The following is an 18,383-nucleotide window of genomic DNA, read 5'->3' on the forward strand; positions in this document are numbered from 1 at the left end:
GCACCGTCCACGTCGACGACGAACTCAAAGACACCCGAACATCCACCGGCGTGCACGCCCAGACCTTCTGCCTGGTGAAATCCGCATGAGCACCCATTCCATGTCCGCCGAGACAGAACCGGCATCCACTCACAGGCCGCTGATCCCCCGGCTGATCCGCACCCTGGCGATCCCGGTGATCCTCGTCTGGATCGGCATCGTCGTCGTGCTCAGCACGATCGTCCCGTCGCTCGACGAGGTCGGCAAGATGCGCTCGGTCTCGATGTCACCGCACGACGCGCCCTCGATGATCGCAATGAAGCAGGTCGGCTCCGACTTCAAGGAGTTCGACTCCGACAGCTCGGCCATGGTGGTGCTGGAGGGCCAACAGCCGCTGGACGCCGCGGCGCACGCCTACTACGACCAGATCGTCGCCAAGCTGCAGGCCGACACCGCGCACGTCGAGCACGTCCAGGACTTCTGGAGTGACCCGCTGACCGCATCCGGCTCACAGAGCGCGGACGGCAAGTCCGCCTACGTGCAGGTCTACCTGCGCGGCAACCAGGGCGAATCGCTGGCCAACGATTCCGTCGAGGCCGTCGACAAGATCCTCAAGAACACCCCCGCCCCGCCCGGTGTGAAGAGCTATATCACCGGCGCGGCAGCCCAGGCCTCCGACATGAACGTCGCCGGCGACCGCAGCCTGAAGGTCATGGAGGCCGTTTCGTTCGCGGTCATCATCATCATGCTGCTGCTGGTGTACCGGTCGGTGGTCACTGTGTTGGTCGAGCTGTTGATCGTGATGGTGCTGGTAGGTGCAGCCCGCGGCCTGGTCGCCGTCCTCGGGTTCTACAACGTCATCGGCCTGTCGACCTTCGCCACCAACCTGCTTCCGATGCTGGCCATCGCAGCATCGACCGACTACGCCATCTTCCTGATCGGCCGGTACCAGGAGGCGCGCACCGCCGGGTTGTCCAAAGTGGACGCCTACTACGACATGTACCACGGCACCGCGCACGTCATTCTCGGTTCGGGTCTGACCATCGCCGGTGCGACGTACTGCCTGCATTTCACCCGCTTGCCCTACTTCCAGACGCTGGGCATTCCGCTGGCCATCGGCATGGTCACCGTGGTACTCGCCGCGCTGACCCTTGGCCCGGCCCTCATCACCGTGGTCACCAAGTTGGGCAAGACGCTCGAACCCAAGCGCGTGATGCGGGTGCGCGGCTGGCGCAAGATCGGCGCTGTGATCACTCGCTGGCCGGGTCCGATCCTGGTCGCCACGATCGCGGTGGCGCTGGTCGGTCTGATTGCCATCCCCGGCTACAGGACGAGCTACGACGACCGCCAGTACATGCCGGCAGATCTGACGTCCAACGAGGGCTACGCGGCCGCCAACAGGCACTTCTCACCGGCCCGCATGAACCCCGACCTGCTGCTCATACAGAGCGACCATGACCTGCGGAACTCGTCGGACTTCCTGGTGATCGACAAGATCGCGAAAGCCGTTGTGGCCGTGCCGGGTATCTCCCAGGTACAGGCCATCACCCGGCCGCAGGGCACCCCGATCGAGCACTCGACCATCCCGTTCCAGCTGGGCATGCAGAGCACCACTCAGGTCATGAATCAGAAGTACCAGCAGGACATGATGCGCGATATGCAGAAGCAGATCGGCGACATCCAGACCAGCATCGACACCATGACCAAGATGCAGGGCATCACGGTTCAGATGGCGGACGTGATGCACAGCATGGTCGCCAAGATGCACGGCATGGTCTACGACATCCAGACCCTGCGCGATCACATCTCAGACTTCGACGACTTCTTCCGACCGATCCGCAACTACCTGTACTGGGAACCGCACTGCTACGACATCCCGTCGTGCTGGTCCATCCGGTCCATCTTCGACACCCTCGACGGCATCGACACCATGACCGACGACATCCAGAGCATCCTGCCCGACATGGACAAGATGGATGCGCTGATGCCGCAACTGGTTGCGGTGATGCCACCGCAGATCGACGTCATGAAGAACATGAAGAAGTACATGCAGATCATGTACGCCACCCAGAACGGTCAGCAGGAACAGCAGGCCGAGGGATCGAAGAACTCCAGCGCCATGGGTGAAGCCTTCGACAAGGCCAAGAACGACGACACGTTCTACCTGCCGCCGGAGGCCTTCCAGAACCCCGACTTCAAACGCGGCATGAAGAACTTCATCTCGCCGGACGGCAAGTCGGTGCGGTTCATCGTGCAACATGAGGGAAATCCCCTTACGCCCGAAGGCATCTCGCACATCGATGCCATCAAGCAGGCCGCCAAGGAGGCGATCAAAGGCACCCCGTTCGAGGGCTCCAAGATCTATCTGGCCGGTAGTGCCGCAACCTTCCGGGACATGGCCGAGGGCTCTGACTACGACTTGATGATCGCCGGAATCTCCGCTCTCGCACTGATTTTCATCATCATGCTCATCATCACCCGAGCGGTGGTGGCGGCATCGGTGATCGTGGCGACGGTGGCGATCTCACTGGGCGCGTCGTTGGGTATGTCGATCCTCATCTGGCAGTACCTGATCGGCCTACCGCTGCACTGGATGGTGATACCGATGTCGGTGATCATCCTGTTGGCCGTCGGCGCGGACTACAACCTGCTATTGGTCGCCCGGTTCAAGGAAGAGATCCATGCCGGACTCAACACCGGCATCATCCGCGCCATGGGCAGCACCGGCTCTGTGGTCACCAACGCCGGCCTGGTCTTCGCCTTCACCATGGCATCCATGGCGATCAGCGAGCTGCGCATCATCGGCCAGGTGGGTACCACCATCGGCCTGGGCTTGTTGTTCGACACTCTGGTGGTGCGGTCCTTCATGATGCCGTCGATCGCATCCCTGCTGGGCAAGTGGTTCTGGTGGCCGCAAATCGTGCGTCAGCGCCCGGTTCCGTCGCCCTGGCCCGCACCGGCTGCTGCCGAGCACGCCTCCGTCTAACTGGCGCCGGCACTACGGTTTCTGACGAAATAGCGGGGAATTCCCGTCAGAAACCGTAGTGCCGACGACCGATATGGAACCGATGGGCGCTCTCACGCATCTAAAGAAGCGTGGGGGAAATCATCATCGGCAGCGAAGCGATATCCACGGGACTGGTCACCCGGCAGACGCTTCGCACCAGTTACTCAAAGGTCCATCAGAACGTCTACGCGCCAAGAGATTTCACGCTCACCGCGTACCACCGGGCCATCGCGGCGTGGTTGTGGTCCAGACGTAGAGCAACACTGACCGGGTATTCGGCCGCGGCAGTCCTGGGCAGTAGATGGCTCCCCGACGCGGCACCGGCCGAACTCGGCCGCCTGCGCCAGCCCTCGCCCCACGGCATCATCGTTCACTCTGGAGCGATCGCCGCAGACGAGCTGACCGGCGTCACCGAAATGCGCTGCACCACAACGGCCCGCACGGCATACGACCTTGGCCGCCGGCTACCTTTCGAGACGGCCGTCATCCGGATCGACGCACTGCTACACGCCGCCGGCTGTCCAGTCGGCGCGGTGACGGCAATCGCCGAACGCTACCCGGGTGCGCGCGGTATTCGCCGGCTACGCGCCGCCCTGGAATTCGTCGACGCTGGTGCGGAATCACCGCAGGAGACTCGCCTGCGGCTGCTCATCGTGAATGCAGGTCTGCCTCGGCCGCAAACCCAGATTCCGGTCACCGACAGCCGCGCTGAGTACGACGACGCATCGACACGGGCTGGCCTGAGTGGCTGGTCGGTGTCGAGTATGACGGTGACCAGCACTGGACGGACACCCGCCAGCATGCCGAGGACATCGAGCGATTGGAATTCCTGGCGGCACGCGGCTGGACGATCATTCGGGTGAGCCGCGACCAGTTGCGCTATCGGCTGAGGAAGTCATCGCTCGCATCCGTCGCGCATTGCGGGCAACCAGATGCCCCGGGTAACCGACCGTCGCACTACGGTTTCTGACGGAATTCGGCTGATTTTCATCAGAAACCGTAGTGCCGGGCGGCAATAGTGCAGAAATCCCGCCGGCCGGCACACCACGAAGGTGTGCCGGCCGGCGGGATCGTGAAGTCTTGAGGTATTGGCTAACTGGCGAAGCCGCGCCCGGCCGACCAGGCGAACACTGCATAGGCCGCCGACGACGCAAGCTTGTGGATGTCCGACTCGCTACCGCCAAGCTGGCGCATGCGATCGGCGAACGTCGACTCGATGATGTCCGAACATGTCGACAGCACTTCAGACATCGAGGCACCGGACGCGTCGGGGTACTGAGGCGACCGGTCTGACAACTTGACTACTGCTCCCACGATGACTCCTGACCGAACCTTGGATCTCTGTTACCAGTTTATTTTATCTACTAACTACCAGCTCTGACGAGGACATTTAGTGGTGACGTTGATCAGGATACCCAAAGAATTGTGGAATACGTCACACCGACGTGCCGATGTCACCACACTGTGATCACCACTGGTCCCACGGCACACTCCAGTCCCCGTTCTGCCACAGCTGCAGCGGCTTGCCACCGGTATTCCGGATCTCGACAACGTCACCGGGAACCGAGAAGTTGTAGTACCACTGCGCGTTGGCGCCATTCAGATTCAGGCAGCCGTGGCTGGTGTTGGTCTTGCCCTGCGCCCACACCGTGGCATCGAGCTCATGCAGGTAGATCCCGTCGGTGCTGATCCGCACCGCGTACGGGATGGTCTCCTTGTAACCCAGGTGCGAGTTGATGGGCAGTCCGTACGTGGAGGAATCCATAACTACTGGATTGCTCTTGTCCAGCACGGTGTAAACCCCTGGCTGGGTCCAGAAACTCAACGTCTTGCCGTTGACAGTGTCGGTGCCGCCGCGACCCATCGAGGTCGGCATGGTGCGAACAAGCTTCCCACCGTCAAAGACAGTGACCTGCTTGGTGTTGTCATCGGCGATCGCCACATGGGAGGCGCCGATGGTGAACGTCGGACCGGAGCCGACTGAAACCATAGTTCCCGGTTGCCAATACTGCGGCGGGCGCCAATGCGCGGTCTGGTTGTTGACCCAGTGCCACGAACCTGCCACCGGTGGATTCGCCTGCACCGCAACCGACTGCTCAGCGGCAGCGCGGTCACCGACCGGTTTTGCGAAGTGAGCGACGATCACCGTGCCGACTCCGTAGGTAGCCCCGTTCTGGATCGGGGCCCCGGAGGTCATAGTGAACGAGGCCGGCGGCGGACCGGCCGGAGGGACGTCCTCGTCGTCGGCGGATGCCAACGCAACCGGCGCCCAGAACGAGGCGAACAAAAACACGACCAACGCGCGTAGGAACAGCATTCGGTCACAGTACCGACGGGCGATCGGCGGCTTGCCCCGACACTGACTGTTCGGCCCACCACTGTTCACCTCCGCCGTTCTGCGTCTCGAAATCCGATGTGCCCCACCGAGATTACGGACGCCCACTGGGCAGACGGTGACCGAACGTTATGAGTTGACTGTGACCGCTCCCGGCAAACGACCAGGTGACGCACTCCTCGGAGCTAGCATCGACCTCGATGGATCAGAGTCACGGCGACTGCAGCCTCGAGCAGCTTAAGGCCGACCTGGTGCTCTCCGGAGGCGGGGTGAAGGGCATCGGACTGGTGGGTGCGGTGGTGGCGCTGATGGACGCCGGCTACCGAATCGGGCGGATATCGGGAACCTCGGCAGGCTCACTGGTCGGCGCCATCGTGGCCGCCGGTGCCGACAAACTCGACGGGGGCGACCTCAAGAACCTCGCAATGTCGTTGCCGTACCGCAAGTTTCTCGATCCGGTGCCGGCTGCCCATCTGCCCTTCCTTGGCATGGCATGGGCGGCACTGCGCGGCCATGGGATGTACCGCGGCGACTTCATTCACGATTGGGTGGCCGCCGAGTTGAGCAATCTCGGCGTGCGGACCTTCGGCGATCTGGCGTTGGCAGACCCCGATCTGCCACCCGAACAGCGCTACCGGTTGGTGGTGACGGTCGCGGACGTCACCCGGGGCCGCCTGGTCCGATTGCCCTGGGATTACCGCCGTCTCTACGGATTGGACCCCGACGAGCAAATGGTCGCCGACGCGGTGAGCGCCTCGATGGCAATCCCATTCTTCTTTCGCCCAGTGACGATCACCAGTACGGCGGGCGTCACGTCGACCTTGATCGACGGTGGGCTGCTGTCGAACTTCCCGATGTACTCACTCGACCGCATCGACGGAAAGCCGCCACGCTGGCCGAGTTTCGGTATCACCGTGACGGCGCTGCGACCGGCCCAAGGTGACGGCGACCCCGAACCCGGGTTGGCGCCACTGATCGACTTGCCTGGTGCACCGCGCCTGCTCGAAGGTTTGATCAACACCGCGCTGCTGGGACACGACCAGACCTACCTCAGCCAGCCGTCGGTGTCGGCCCGAACCATAGCGGTCGACTCGGCGGGCATCGGCTACTTGAACTTCAATATCACCCAATCAGACCGAGCGAGGTTGTACACCAACGGTTTTACGGCAGCGCAGGAATTCCTCACCCACTGGGACTGGCCCGCATACTTGCGACGGTTCCACCCCGCCCCGACCGGGACGTGACGGCTAAATCGGCCGGGGCACCCCGTCCGGACCGACCGTGAGTCCGGGGCACAGATAGGTCATAGCGCTGTGCATGACGGCGCTCGCAGACGCCTGATTCAACTTGAGCGACGTACCGATGGCGGCAGTGGCCTGATCGGTGGTCTGCCCTGCGTACACGAACATGTTGCAGGTACGGCGGCCGGCCGCAAGCAGGTCAGCGTCATTGGTCTTGACCACGCCGTGAAGATTGTCGAGGTAGGCAGCTTCAGAGGCCGTGGCCGGCGTCTTGATGGGCACGCATTCCAGCGGATCGTTGCGCTCGGCGCACGAGCCCAACAAGCCCGGGCCCGAATCAGCTGCGGCAGGTCCGGCACCCAGCAATCCCGTGGTAACCAACGCCGCAAGCAACGGACCGACAGACCTTCGCAGGAAGGACACGCCGCCCCCTTTCAGTCACCCGATGGCCCGATCACGCGCTCCGGCCGCTCGCACCGGCCGCGCATAGCGTTGCCATACCGAAATGATAAGGATTCAGGACCAAATGCGATATCTGAACTCGAGATCCGTAACACCGAATGAACTGACGCGCACGTCAACTCGGGGACATCAGCGTCGGCCGACGCCGCCCTGCCCTGAGGAGAACTTGGCCACCGCGCCTCCGGCCAATCGCCGCAATACCCCCGACGGGTCCAGTGACTCCGGCCATGGGCCGACGAACGGCTGCAAGGAGAGCGCCCGGTCGAGCACGGCACACTGCACCGCTCGCAGGTCGATCGCGTCTTCCATTTCGGCCAGGCCGTGTTCGCGGAACCGGGCGACCGCGGCGAGTAGTGACGGATGTGCGGACCGGGCCAACGCCAAACCACCGATCACGTTGCCCGTGCCGGTCCAGGTCGCAATGACCTCTTCACCCAGACCATCCACCAGGTCTCCGAACGCAGCAATCTCGGCGGTGGCCAATGCGCCGTCCCCGGATTCACTTCGGGCACTACCGAAGATCTCCACCACTGCCAGGCCGTAACGACCCACCGGGTCGAACCGCAGACTCCGACTTCCCCTCGCAGAAGGCAGGCTGTGACCACGCGGATCGATCGCGGACTGGGGTGGCTGCACGGTGTCGTACAGCCACCGCAAGCCGATGAGCACGGCCGGCAAGTGCGCCGAGGCCGCAACCACGTCGGCACGTTTACGCCGATCGGGCCGCAGACATTGACGCGCCGACGACCGCCCAGGCGTTGACTGCCCCATGCCCGAAACCGCCTTTCCCGCAACACCAAACCGATGTGCCGTCTGCGCCGGCCCCTTCGCGAACCGCGATGGAACAACGTGCGCAGCCACCGAGCATCACCGACTCAGCAAACTTCTCAACCCCTATGAGCAGCCCAGCGAACGGTCACCATAGACGGTCTCTCGATAGAAGATCTGACGCTCTGGCTAATTTCTGCGGCTGCACATATATTCTACACAGATTCTAGCAAATGTGATGTAGGCCACCCAGGTAGCGGACAAATTCTTTATGCACGTCGTGATTTACCTATTTGAGCTGCGCATATCTACCCTACGCGGCATCTTCACAGCCACCCGAAAGCCACGGACAACACCGCCTCTCGATCCGCAGACGCCCTCTGCAGCAAACATTTAGAAACCCGAGTGACGCGAGGGGTCAGAGTGGGCCGACCACTCAGAAGTTGCGTCAATTAATCCGCTCGGCAAACGATCTCAAAGTTGCCGCAGACCCGACGCGACCGCCACAACCGAGTTCGCGAGCGCCTTGATGTTCACCACCGAGACGGCTTCAGTTACCCGTCGCGACACTGAAAGTTCCCTGGCGCCAAGCACTTCCACGCGCTCGATTGATACAGGATGACCCTGTGGCCGATCCGGACTTCTCCCTGCTCGACGTTCCACGGGACTCCATGCCCGATCCGCTGGAATACCTGCGGGCGATCATCTCTTGGCATTTCGGTGCCGACACCGGATCACCCTTCTGGCTTCGCGCTGCCCGCACGCTGGACTTCGATCCGGTTACCGAAGTCAACACCTTCGCCGACCTACGGAGATTCCCGAATCTGGTCGATCAATTGCGCGATGTACCGGTCGAGGATCTGATCCCCGCGGGTTACGGTTCCCCGGCGCCGATTCCAAGGATCTTCGAGTCCGGCGGCACCACCGGAGCACCGAAACGCACTGCCCAACTCCCGGACTGGCTGGAGCAGGTGACCCGCTGGCAGGTCGAAGACTTCAGCGCCGGCGGCTTCCAGCGGGGCCGGGGGCTGCTCTGCCTCATGCCCGGGGGACCACACGGCGTCGGATACTTCGACCAGGCGGTGGCCAACCGGCTCGGCGCGATCTTCCATGCCATCGATCTCGATCCGCGTTGGGTCAAGAAGATCGCAGCGCGCGGCGAAACCCGCCAGGTCGACGCGTATCTCGACCACGTCCTGGACCAGGCCCGGTTCATCCTGCGTACCCAGGATGTGGCCAACCTTCACGCCACCCCACCGATGATCGAGGCAATGGCCGCCGACGACGCCCTCGTCGACCTGGTGAACAGCAAGATCCGGTATCTACTTCTCAGCGGTGCCCACGTCGATCCCGACACTCTGGACGTGATGCGGAACGTCTTCCCCGACACCGAGATCGCCCTGGTCTTCGGCTCCACCATGATCCTGTCGCAGGCCGCTACCCGGATCGTGGAGCACACCGCGGTATTCGATCCGCGTTCGCCGTACGTGGTGTTCTGGGTCGTCGACCCCGACACCGGCGACCCGGTGCCGTACGGGCAGCGCGGCCAAGTGGTCATGAATCATCTGAGCAAGGGCATGTTCATCCCGAACAATCTGGAACGCGATACCGCGATCCGCTGGCCGGGACCTGAAGGGCAGCAAGGTGATTCGGTAAGCGAGGTGGCCCCGGTCGCGGTATTCGGCGGCGAACCGGTGATCGAGGGCGTGTACTGACCATGTCCGATTTGGCGGACATTGCCGCACTCGGCCCGGATGGCGTATACCGCACCCACCGGCAGGAGACGATCTACGACACCGGCGGCACGGCAGTCGCCGAGATGAGCTTGGTACCAAGGATTTTTGTTACCAGGGCAGTCATGGCACAACGACGGGCCCGGCCATTACCGCTGCCGCACCGGCAGCAGAGCCTGCTGCACGCGGCAAGCATTTTCGCCACCGAGCGGCTGGGCGGGCTGGACTTCGAGGACTACCTGGATCTGACCTGCCGGATCTCCGGCCTGCCTCGTGCCGTGGCGACGACCGGAGCCCAAGCAGCCGCCGACGGCATGCGCACCGCGTTCGACGCGGTGCTGCCCGCGCAACCCCGCGGAGCAACATTGAACTGGGCCGAGCAATCGGCCGGCGCGCTGTGGGCCCGGCGCGGCGAAGTGCTTGCAGTCCACGCTCCCGGCAACGCCCCAGGTGTGCACGGATTGTGGCCGCAGGCATTGGCTCTGGGGCTGCGGGTGGCGGTGCGGCCGTCCCGCCGGGAACCACTGACCGCACACCGGATGATCCTGGCGTTACGCAAAGCCGGGTTCCGCGACAGCGACGCGGTGTTCCTGCCTACCGATTACGCCGGGGCCGATCATCTGATCGCCGCCGGCGACCTGGCGTTGGTCTACGGCGGTCAGGATGTCGTGGACCGCTACACCGGTAACCCCAACGTGCTCACCAACGGGCCCGGGCGCACCAAGATCTTGATCACCGCAGAACAAGATTGGCGTCCGCACCTCGACACCATCGTCGATTCCATCGGCGGGCTGGCCGGCATGGCATGCGTCAACACCACCGCGGTGCTCTACGAAGGCGACCCCGCCGAGCTTGCCCAGGCCATCGCCGAGCGGCTGGCGGCCATCCCGGTGGCCGAACTGCCCAGCAGCCCATGGACCGCCGCTGACCAGCTGGTGCGCCATCTACGCGACAAGGCGGTCGGCACCACCGCGCTGCTGGGCGCCGATCAGGTGCTGCTCGACCGCGGTGACGGGTACGCGGTGCTGCGTCCGGCGTTGCACCTGCTCCGTGGTCCGGACCCGGCGATCCTGAACGTCGAAATGCCGTTCCCCTGCGCCTGGGTGGCCGAATGGCGTCGTGCCGACGGGCTGGCACCCCTGCGGAACTCTTTGGTGCTCAACGTCATCACCGAGGACCACGCCCTGGTCGACGACATCGTGACCGAGCCCACAATCATCAATGTCTACCTGGGCCGACACACCACTTACCGCAGCGACCCCCAGGTCCCGCACGAGGGATTCCTGGCCGACTTCCTGATGCGCAACATGGGATTCATCCGGTCCTAACCTCTGCGCCGACTGCGTGACGTCTGCGCGGAGTGGACTGCTCATATGCCTGAAGCAGACACCCTCAACGCCAAATCCGAGATCATCCGGGACGAGCCCGTCGAGATCACCGCCGAGGTGGTCAGCATCGATGAGGTCGCCGAGCCCAAACGCACTCTGGCGATCCGCCAGGTCCTGACCCGTCAGCTCGACGCCGGGCAGGGACTCACCGGTGAACTGCTCGGCGCCGCCACCGAGATCTCCGCCCTGCTGGCGCACTCGCCGGCCACGGTGATCAATGAAATCCAGGACGGTGCAACCCTTCCCGAGGCGCTGCACACCACCCGTGACGGCCTAGCCGATGAGCTCGGGGCGGCCGGCAGCCGGATCCGCAGCGCGGTCGGGCAGTACGTCAACACCCAAGCGGTGCTCCCTAACACGGTGGTCAGCGGTGGTGCCGACGTCGCAGGCGCGGTGCTCCGCGCCCGCGGTTCGGTAGTCGACGCGGCAGTGGGTGCGGCGTTCAACCTGGCCCGTATCGCGGCTCAGGGCGGCGACGTCCGTGAAGGCTTCACCCGGGAACGCGGCGAGGTCGTCGACCGCGCCACCGCAGCTCGTACGGAGGTCGACGCAGTGGTGAGCCGGGCCCGTCAGGAGATCACCGACGCCGCGGCCCCGCTGTACACATACGACACCGAGGTCGCCGTAACTGCCGGCTAGGTCGCGGTGGCCTGGGACGTCACGCTGGCGCGGTACCGGCCGGAGTGACACACTCACCCGAGTGCACGCACTTTCGCGCCGTAGCTTTCTGGCGCTGACGGCCGGTACTGCCTTGCTCGCGGCATGCAGCAAGCCGCAACCGTCCGGCACTGTCGCCCAAGATGGCTCGGTCACCATCGATCATGCCTTCGGCCAGACCAAGATTTCCGGTCCGCCGAAGAAGGTGGTCAGCGCCGGGTTGACCGGGCAGGACGAACTGCTGGCGGTCGGTGTCGTCCCGATCGCGGTGACCGAGTGGTTCGGCGGTCAGCCGTCGGCCGTATGGCCGTGGGCGCAGCCCAAACTCGGCACTGCGCAACCGGCGGTACTGAACCTGGACAACGGAATTCAGGTCGACAAGATCGCCGCCCTCAATCCCGACCTGATCATCGCCACCAACGCCGGACTGGACTCGGATACCTACAGCAAGCTGGCGGCCATCGCGCCGACGGTTGCCCAGTCCGGTCCGGACGCCTTCTTCGAACCGTGGAAAGACCAGGCGACTGCCATCGGGCAGGCGGTCTTCAAGGCCGACGAGATGAAGCAACTGATCGACGCCGTCGACGCCAAGTTCACTGCTGCCGGCAAAAACTACCCGGTGTTCAGTGGTCGGAAGGTGTTTCTGGTCAACGGTGCCCCGACCCCTGCCGGGGTGACGGTGACCCCGGCCGGTTGGCGCACCGAGTTCCTCGGCGAGATGGGCATCGGGACCCCGAATGGACTCGATCAATTCGTTCATGGCCAGCACGCCTTCATCCCGCGTGACCAGATGGCATCGGTATTGGACGACGCCGACGCCGTGATCTGGACTGTCGACGACGACCAACAGCCCGCCGCGATTGCTGCCGACCCCACAGTCGCGCAACTGAATCTGGCCAAGAGCAACCGGATCCTGTTCCCCAACAAGGATCTGTCCGCGGCCGTCACGTTCGCATCGGTGCTGTCCTATCCCGCAGTGGCCGACCAGCTGCCGCCGCTGCTGGCCAAAGCGCTCAGGTAACTCGCGCGGGCCACCCGGGCGAGCGAAGCGACGGGGAAGCATGCCCCGGGCGAGCGAAGCGACGGGGAAGCATGCCCCGGGCGAGCGAAGCGACGGGGAAGCAACCCACCTGCCAAGATATTCATCCGTGACCGAACCAGACGTTCCCGGACAGCAGGCCCGCTTCGCGCAGATCGGATCGACCTACTATCCGGTGCTGGTGGCGGTGTTCACCGCATTGGTGATCATCTCCAATGTCACCGCGACCAAAGGCGTGGCGTTCGGCCCCATCATCACCGACGGCGGTTTCATCGTCTTCCCGCTGACCTACATCATCGGCGACGTACTGTCCGAGGTGTACGGATTCAAAGCTGCGCGGCGCGCCATCTATCTCGGCTTCGCGATGAATATCCTTGCTGCCCTGAGCTTTTGGGCCACGGTATATCTACCGGCCGCCGACTTCTACCCGAACCAGGCTCATCTGGAGAATGTGGTTTCGGCATATACCCAGCTGATCGTCGCGGGCCTGGCCGGCTTCATCGTCGGGCAGACCATCAATGCCTGGGTGGTGGTGGCGATCAAGGAGCGCACCAAAGAGAAACACCTGTGGGCCCGACTGGTCGGCTCGACGTTCGCCGGACAACTCGGCGACACCCTGGTGTTCTGCACCATCGCGGCACATGCGATCGGTATCAGTACGTTCCGGGATTTCGCGGTCTACACCGGACAGGGCTGGCTGTACAAGACCGCCGTCGAGGTGGTGTTCCTGCCCATCACCTACCGGCTGATCGCCCATATCAAGCGTGGCGAACCCACCTACGGGCTCGCGGTTTGAGCATTCGCTAAGGCTCTTCTGGCGAGGTATTAAAGAAACCGCCAGGTGTCGCTACTCGCGAGTAGCTTCGGGTCATGACCGTGACAGCGGAAACGATGGTCATCGGCACAGTCCGAGACTATGGCGACCAGGCACTGCTGCTCGAATTCAACAGCACTGCCGAGGTTTTGGCGTGGACCAACACGCTGCGTGAGGCCGGAATACCCGGCGTAGTCGATATCGTCCCAGCATCCCGAACGGTGCTGGTCAAACTCGCTGGGCCGCGCTACCTGGCGCCGACCCGCCACCGGCTCTCCCAGGTGCGCCTGGACTGGTTCACCGAACAGGCCGCCGCTCCACCCCAGCCCGACGTGGTGCTCGACGTGGTCTATGACGGCGAGGATCTCGACGAGGTGGCGCGGCACACCGGGATGAGCGCGGGCGAGGTCGTCGCTGCACACACCGCGAGGCCATGGCAGGTCGGATTCGGCGGATTTGCACCGGGTTTCGCGTATCTGGTCGGTGGCGATCCGCGGCTACAGGTACCCCGGCGCACCGATCCACGCACCCGAGTCCCAGCCGGTTCAGTCGGTCTGGCCGGCGAGTTCAGCGGAGTGTATCCGCGAGAGAATCCCGGTGGCTGGCAGTTGATCGGCCGTACCGACGCCGTCATGTGGGACATCGATCGGGATCAGCCGGCGCTCCTGACGCCCGGCATGTGGGTGCAGTTCCGGGCCGTGAGGGGTGCCCAGTGACCGCGACCCTGGAGATCCTCAAGACCGGTCCGCTCGCTCTGCTGGAAGACCTCGGCCGCCCCGGGCTGGCCCACCTCGGCGTGACCCGTTCGGGCGCGGCTGACCGGCGGTCGCACACGCTGGCCAACCGGCTGGTAGCCAACCCGCACGATCGGGCGACCATCGAAGTGATGTTCGGCGGCCTGTCGGTTCGGGTCCACGGCGGCGGTAAAGACGGCGTCGCCGTCGCGGTGACCGGCGCCGACGCCGATCCGTCCGTCAACGGAATCCCGTTCGGCACCAACAGTATCCACTACGCGCACGACGGCGAGGTGATATCGCTGGGCGCCCCGCACACCGGACTGCGGAGCTACGTTGCGGTGCGCGGCGGTATCCAGGCCGATCCGGTGCTGGGCTCACGCAGCTATGACGTGATGTCGGCACTCGGCCCGCGCCCGCTGCAGGCCGGCGATGTACTGACCGTCGGCGAACACACTGACGACTTCCCGGAGCTGGATCAGGCACCGGTGGCCTCCATCGCGCCGAACCTGCTGGAGCTGCTGGTGGTACCCGGTCCGCGGGACGACTGGTTCATCGACCCGGATGCGCTGGTGCACACCGAATGGATCGTCACCAACCGCAGCGACCGCGTGGGCGTGCGGCTGAGCGGTCGTCCACTGCAGCTGCGCTGGCCGGATCGTCAACTGGCCAGCGAAGGTGCCACCCGGGGCGCAATTCAGGTGCCGCCCAACGGCTTACCGGTGATTCTCGGCCCGGACCATCCGGTCACCGGCGGCTACCCGGTGATCGGCGTGGTCGCCGACCAGGACATCGACAAGGTGGCCCAGATCCGGCCCGGCCAGCACGTGCGGATGCACTGGTCTCGACCCAGGTCGCCTTTCGGCGGATAGCGGCGGGGCGCCAGCGCAGGCCTGGCAATCCTGGTAGAACGAGAGGGTGTACACCCCGGATGCGCTGCGCACGCGCGAGGTATATACCGCGCGGCTGGTCCACACCTCCGATCTGGATGCCGAGACGCGCGACAACGCCCGGCAGATGGTGATCGACGCCTACGACGGCTCTTTCACCGCCGCTGACTGGGAACACTCGCTGGGTGGCATGCATGCGTTGATCTGCCATCACGGCGCGATCATCGCGCACGGCGCGGTGGTGCAACGCCGACTGATCTACCAGGACACGGCTCTGCGCTGCGGCTACGTGGAAGCAGTCGCGGTACGCGAAGACCGGCGCGCACAGGGCCTGGCCACCGCGGTGCTCGACGCCGTCGAACAGGTCATTCGGGGGGCCTATCAACTCGGTGCGCTGAGTTCCTCGGACGCCGGCCGCCCCATCTATTCGGCGCGTGGTTGGCTGCCGTGGAAGGGCACTACCTCGGTGCTGGCGCCGGCAGGCCTGAGCCGCACCCCCGAGGACGACCAGTCGTTATTCGTGCTGCCGGTCTCCGTCGAGGTCGATACCGCCGCCGAGATCACCTGTGACTGGCGCGACGGCGACGTCTGGTGAGCTGACACCGCTGGGCAATGGCCGGGTAACCGGCCGGAAACACGTCATCCGTTAACTGAATGGATGAGTGATCCCGATCGGGCACCGCTGGCCGGGTTCCGTATAGCGGTTACCGCTGCACGGCGCGCCGACGAGCTGAGCACGTTGCTGCGCCGCCGCGGCGCGACGGTGATCGCTGCGCCGGCCATCGCCATGGTGCCACTGCCGGATGACGATGAGCTGAAGGCCAACACCCAGGCGGTGATCGATGGGCCGCCGGACATCCTGATCGCCACCACAGGTATCGGATTCCGTGGCTGGATCTCGGCTGCCGACGATTGGGGCGTGTCCGACGCGCTGCTGGCATCGCTCAGCGAAGCGCGGATCGTTTCACGTGGACCCAAGGCAACCGGAGCGCTGCGGGCCGCGGGTCTGCCCGAGGAATGGTCACCGGAGTCCGAATCCTCCCGGGAGGTGCTGGGTTACCTGTTGCAGGGCCAGATCGCCGGACTGCGCATCGCCGTACAGCTGCATGGCGCCACCGACGACTGGGACCCGTTCCCCGAATTCCTCGACGAGTTGCGCAACGCCGGGGCCGAAGTCATCCCGATCCGGGTGTATCGCTGGCAGCCGGCCGAGCCCGGCAGCCCCTTCGATTCGATCGTCATCGACATCGCCGAACAGCGTTTGGACGCGGTCAGTTTCACGTCTGCACCGGCGGTGGCGGCCACGTTGATGCGGGCGGTGGAACTCGGTGTCGGCGACGCTGTGGTGTCCGCGTTCCGCAACCGGGTGCACGCGATGTGTGTCGGACCGGTGACCGCCCGACCGTTGGTGCGGCTCGGCGTGCCCGTCTCGGCGCCCGAACGCATGCGCTTGGGTGCGCTGGCCCGGCACATCGCCGACGAACTGCCGGTGCTGCAGTCGCGAAAGCTGCGCGTGGCCGGCCACAGCCTGGAGATCCGCGGCACCTGTGTCGTGGTCGATGACCAGATACGTGAGTTGTCGCCGGCCGGGATGGCGACCATCCGGGCATTGGCTGCGCGGCCAGGCACCGTGGTGTCCCGGCGCGAACTGTTGGCCGCGCTGCCGGGCAGCAGTTCCGATACGCACGCCGTCGAGACCGCAGTACTGAGGTTACGAACCGCGTTGGGCGACAAGCACATCGTGTCGACCGTGGTCAAACGCGGCTACCGACTGGCGGTTGACGACTTTCCGGCAGGTGTGGCATGAACCCGATACTGGTCGCGCACGGCACCCGCAAGGGTTCCGGCGTGGCGATGATCAATGATCTGGCCGGACAAGTCGGAGAACTGCTGGGCCGCGAGGTGCACACTGCATTCGTCGACGTCCTGGGCCCCACCCCGGCCGACGTGCTCGCGGCGCTTCCGTTCGGGCCTGCGGTGGTGGTACCCGCGTTCTTGTCGTCGGGTTATCACGTGCACGTGGACATCCCGGCCGGCATCGCCGCCAGCGGCCACTTCGACGTGACGGTGACGCCGGCCCTCGGTCCGTCGGTGGAGATCGTGCGGGTGTTGGCCGATCGATTGCTCGAATCTGGTTGGCAACCGACCGATTCGGTGGTGCTGGGCGCTGCCGGTACCTCCGATCCTCGGGCCTTGAGTGATCTGCGCCGGACCGCGGCCATGCTGTCGGCAGCGTTGGGCAGCCGGGTGGAACTGGCCTACGCGATCAACGGCTCGCACTGGATCGGCGACGCAGTCGCCGCGCTGCGCGGCCGCGGCGCCCGTCGGGTGATGGTGGCGTCATACCTGTTGGCCGACGGTCTCTTTCAGGACCGCCTGCAGTCATCAGGAGCGGACCTGGTGACGGCACCACTGGGTGGCCATCCCGGGGTCGCGAAATTGATCGCGTCTCGGTTCCGCTTGGCGCGGGTCTCGCTCGCCGCCTGACATACTCGGGGGATGGCCGATCAGCCGGCTGACTCCGTGGCCTTGACCACCTACCGGTTCTTGCGCGGCGGCATGGTGGTCATGGTGGTGCTGCTCGGTGGCGCACTGGTGGCTGAGCGGTGGCACGCGACCTGCTGGCAGACCTCGATCAGCGCGTACTACTTCACCACCGCGCACACGGTTTTCATCGGAGCGCTGTACGCCGTCGGCGCCATGCTGATCGTGTACCAGGGCACCAGCGATACCGAGAACACCCTGCTGAATCTGGCCGGAGTACTGAGCTTTGTGATCGCGACGGTGCCGACCACCCGCCCGATATTGCTTTGCAGCAGCGCGGATCCCGTCATCAGTACAGCCGGTCCGGCGACGCTGTACAACATCTGGACGGTGGCCGTGGTACTCGCGTTGTCGCGTGTCGCGTCGTGGTGGCTGTTCGACCGCGCTGGGCGGACGCGCAGCCCACTGGCCGGCACCGCGATATGGGTGCAGCGCGCCTTGCTCGGCATCGGCGTGGTGATACTGGCCGCGGCTCCCGACTGGTTCCGGGCCAACGGTCACGGGATCGCGGCGGCGTCGATGTTCGGAGCCATCGTGCTGACGGTGTTCAACACCGCGTTCGGCAGTCCGGCGTCGCTGTGTGGCGCGGGCTACCGCCGTGTCTACCAGGCCATTTCGATCGCCATGGCCGCCACATTGATCGCCACGGTCGCCGTGCACCTGCTGCTGGACAACTTCAACCACACCGTGCTCGTGGTCGAGACCGCGCTGATCTTCGAGTTTGCCGCCTACTGGGTGGTGCAGACCATCCAGGACAACAGCTGTACGCGTTGACCGGCTCAGCGCCCGCCG

17 protein-coding genes and 2 pseudogenes are annotated in these 18,383 nt (G+C 64.8%); 15 read left to right on the top strand and 4 right to left on the bottom strand.

What is annotated here, in order from left to right:
* From ABIA30_RS21360 to ABIA30_RS21370, 3 genes and pseudogenes are all read left to right on the top strand, one after another.
* The coding region (locus ABIA30_RS21360; protein ID WP_370069407.1) for an MmpS family transport accessory protein at positions 1–89 on the top strand (89 nt) is incomplete at its 5' end.
* Positions 86–2,965, top strand: coding sequence for an RND family transporter (locus tag ABIA30_RS21365; protein WP_370069085.1), 2,880 nt, complete (start codon positions 86–88; stop codon positions 2,963–2,965). The genes ABIA30_RS21360 and ABIA30_RS21365, both read left to right, overlap by 4 nt.
* Before the next feature lie 110 nt (positions 2,966–3,075).
* Positions 3,076–3,931 (top strand): annotated as a pseudogene (locus ABIA30_RS21370) (endonuclease domain-containing protein).
* Between the two features lie 147 nt (positions 3,932–4,078).
* On the opposite strand, the gene ABIA30_RS21375 reads toward ABIA30_RS21370, so the two are convergent.
* Positions 4,079–4,300 (bottom strand): hypothetical protein, encoded by a 222-nt coding sequence (locus ABIA30_RS21375; protein ID WP_370069087.1) that lies wholly within the window; start codon positions 4,298–4,300, stop codon positions 4,079–4,081.
* 154 nt (positions 4,301–4,454) lie between these two features.
* Positions 4,455–5,219 (bottom strand): annotated as a pseudogene (locus ABIA30_RS21380) (L,D-transpeptidase); the annotation flags it as partial.
* Positions 5,220–5,521: 302 nt separating this feature from the next.
* On the opposite strand from ABIA30_RS21380, the gene ABIA30_RS21385 reads away from it, so the two are divergent.
* The gene (locus ABIA30_RS21385; protein WP_370069089.1) at positions 5,522–6,565 is read left to right on the top strand and encodes a patatin-like phospholipase family protein; all 1,044 of its coding nucleotides are present in this window, start codon (positions 5,522–5,524) and stop codon (positions 6,563–6,565) included.
* Between the two features lie 3 nt (positions 6,566–6,568).
* On the opposite strand, the gene ABIA30_RS21390 is transcribed toward ABIA30_RS21385, so the two are convergent.
* Both ABIA30_RS21390 and ABIA30_RS21395 read right to left on the bottom strand, forming a co-directional pair.
* Positions 6,569–6,985, bottom strand: coding sequence for a DUF732 domain-containing protein (locus ABIA30_RS21390; RefSeq protein WP_370069091.1), 417 nt, complete (start codon positions 6,983–6,985; stop codon positions 6,569–6,571).
* 168 nt (positions 6,986–7,153) lie between these two features.
* Complete coding sequence (locus tag ABIA30_RS21395; RefSeq protein ID WP_370069093.1) at positions 7,154–7,723, bottom strand: hypothetical protein; 570 nt, start codon at positions 7,721–7,723, stop codon at positions 7,154–7,156.
* 695 nt (positions 7,724–8,418) lie between these two features.
* Here ABIA30_RS21395 and ABIA30_RS21400 point away from each other — a divergent pair.
* From ABIA30_RS21400 to ABIA30_RS21450, 11 genes are all read left to right on the top strand, one after another.
* On the top strand, positions 8,419–9,507 hold the full coding sequence (locus ABIA30_RS21400) for a phenazine antibiotic biosynthesis protein (RefSeq protein WP_370069095.1): 1,089 nt from the start codon (positions 8,419–8,421) through the stop codon (positions 9,505–9,507).
* A gap of 11 nt (positions 9,508–9,518) precedes the next feature.
* Positions 9,519–10,853: an aldehyde dehydrogenase family protein gene (locus ABIA30_RS21405; RefSeq protein WP_370069409.1), complete on the top strand. Its 1,335-nt coding sequence runs from the start codon at positions 9,519–9,521 to the stop codon at positions 10,851–10,853.
* A gap of 45 nt (positions 10,854–10,898) precedes the next feature.
* Positions 10,899–11,552: a hypothetical protein gene (locus ABIA30_RS21410; protein ID WP_370069097.1), complete on the top strand. Its 654-nt coding sequence runs from the start codon at positions 10,899–10,901 to the stop codon at positions 11,550–11,552.
* 61 nt (positions 11,553–11,613) lie between these two features.
* Positions 11,614–12,591 carry an ABC transporter substrate-binding protein gene (locus tag ABIA30_RS21415; protein WP_370069099.1) on the top strand — a complete coding sequence of 326 codons (978 nt, stop codon included), beginning with the start codon at positions 11,614–11,616 and terminating at the stop codon, positions 12,589–12,591.
* Between the two features lie 127 nt (positions 12,592–12,718).
* Entirely contained in the window at positions 12,719–13,405 is a 687-nt protein-coding gene (locus tag ABIA30_RS21420) for a queuosine precursor transporter (RefSeq protein ID WP_370069101.1), read from the top strand.
* Between the two features lie 74 nt (positions 13,406–13,479).
* Positions 13,480–14,139 carry an allophanate hydrolase subunit 1 gene (locus tag ABIA30_RS21425; protein ID WP_370069102.1) on the top strand — a complete coding sequence of 220 codons (660 nt, stop codon included), beginning with the start codon at positions 13,480–13,482 and terminating at the stop codon, positions 14,137–14,139.
* Complete coding sequence (locus ABIA30_RS21430; protein WP_370069104.1) at positions 14,136–15,029, top strand: 5-oxoprolinase/urea amidolyase family protein; 894 nt, start codon at positions 14,136–14,138, stop codon at positions 15,027–15,029. Before ABIA30_RS21425 ends, ABIA30_RS21430 begins: the two co-directional genes overlap by 4 nt.
* Before the next feature lie 46 nt (positions 15,030–15,075).
* Positions 15,076–15,642 (top strand): GNAT family N-acetyltransferase, encoded by a 567-nt coding sequence (locus ABIA30_RS21435; protein ID WP_370069106.1) that lies wholly within the window; start codon positions 15,076–15,078, stop codon positions 15,640–15,642.
* 63 nt (positions 15,643–15,705) lie between these two features.
* On the top strand, positions 15,706–16,854 hold the full coding sequence (locus tag ABIA30_RS21440; RefSeq protein WP_370069108.1) for a uroporphyrinogen-III synthase: 1,149 nt from the start codon (positions 15,706–15,708) through the stop codon (positions 16,852–16,854).
* Complete coding sequence (locus ABIA30_RS21445; protein WP_370069110.1) at positions 16,851–17,534, top strand: sirohydrochlorin chelatase; 684 nt, start codon at positions 16,851–16,853, stop codon at positions 17,532–17,534. Before ABIA30_RS21440 ends, ABIA30_RS21445 begins: the two co-directional genes overlap by 4 nt.
* Before the next feature lie 12 nt (positions 17,535–17,546).
* Positions 17,547–18,365 carry a hypothetical protein gene (locus tag ABIA30_RS21450; protein WP_370069112.1) on the top strand — a complete coding sequence of 273 codons (819 nt, stop codon included), beginning with the start codon at positions 17,547–17,549 and terminating at the stop codon, positions 18,363–18,365.
* The last annotated feature ends 18 nt before the right edge of the window (positions 18,366–18,383 follow it).

Origin of the sequence: Mycobacterium sp. MAA66 (assembly GCF_041261665.1) — a bacterium.
Classification (GTDB): Bacteria; Actinomycetota; Actinomycetes; order Mycobacteriales; family Mycobacteriaceae; genus Mycobacterium.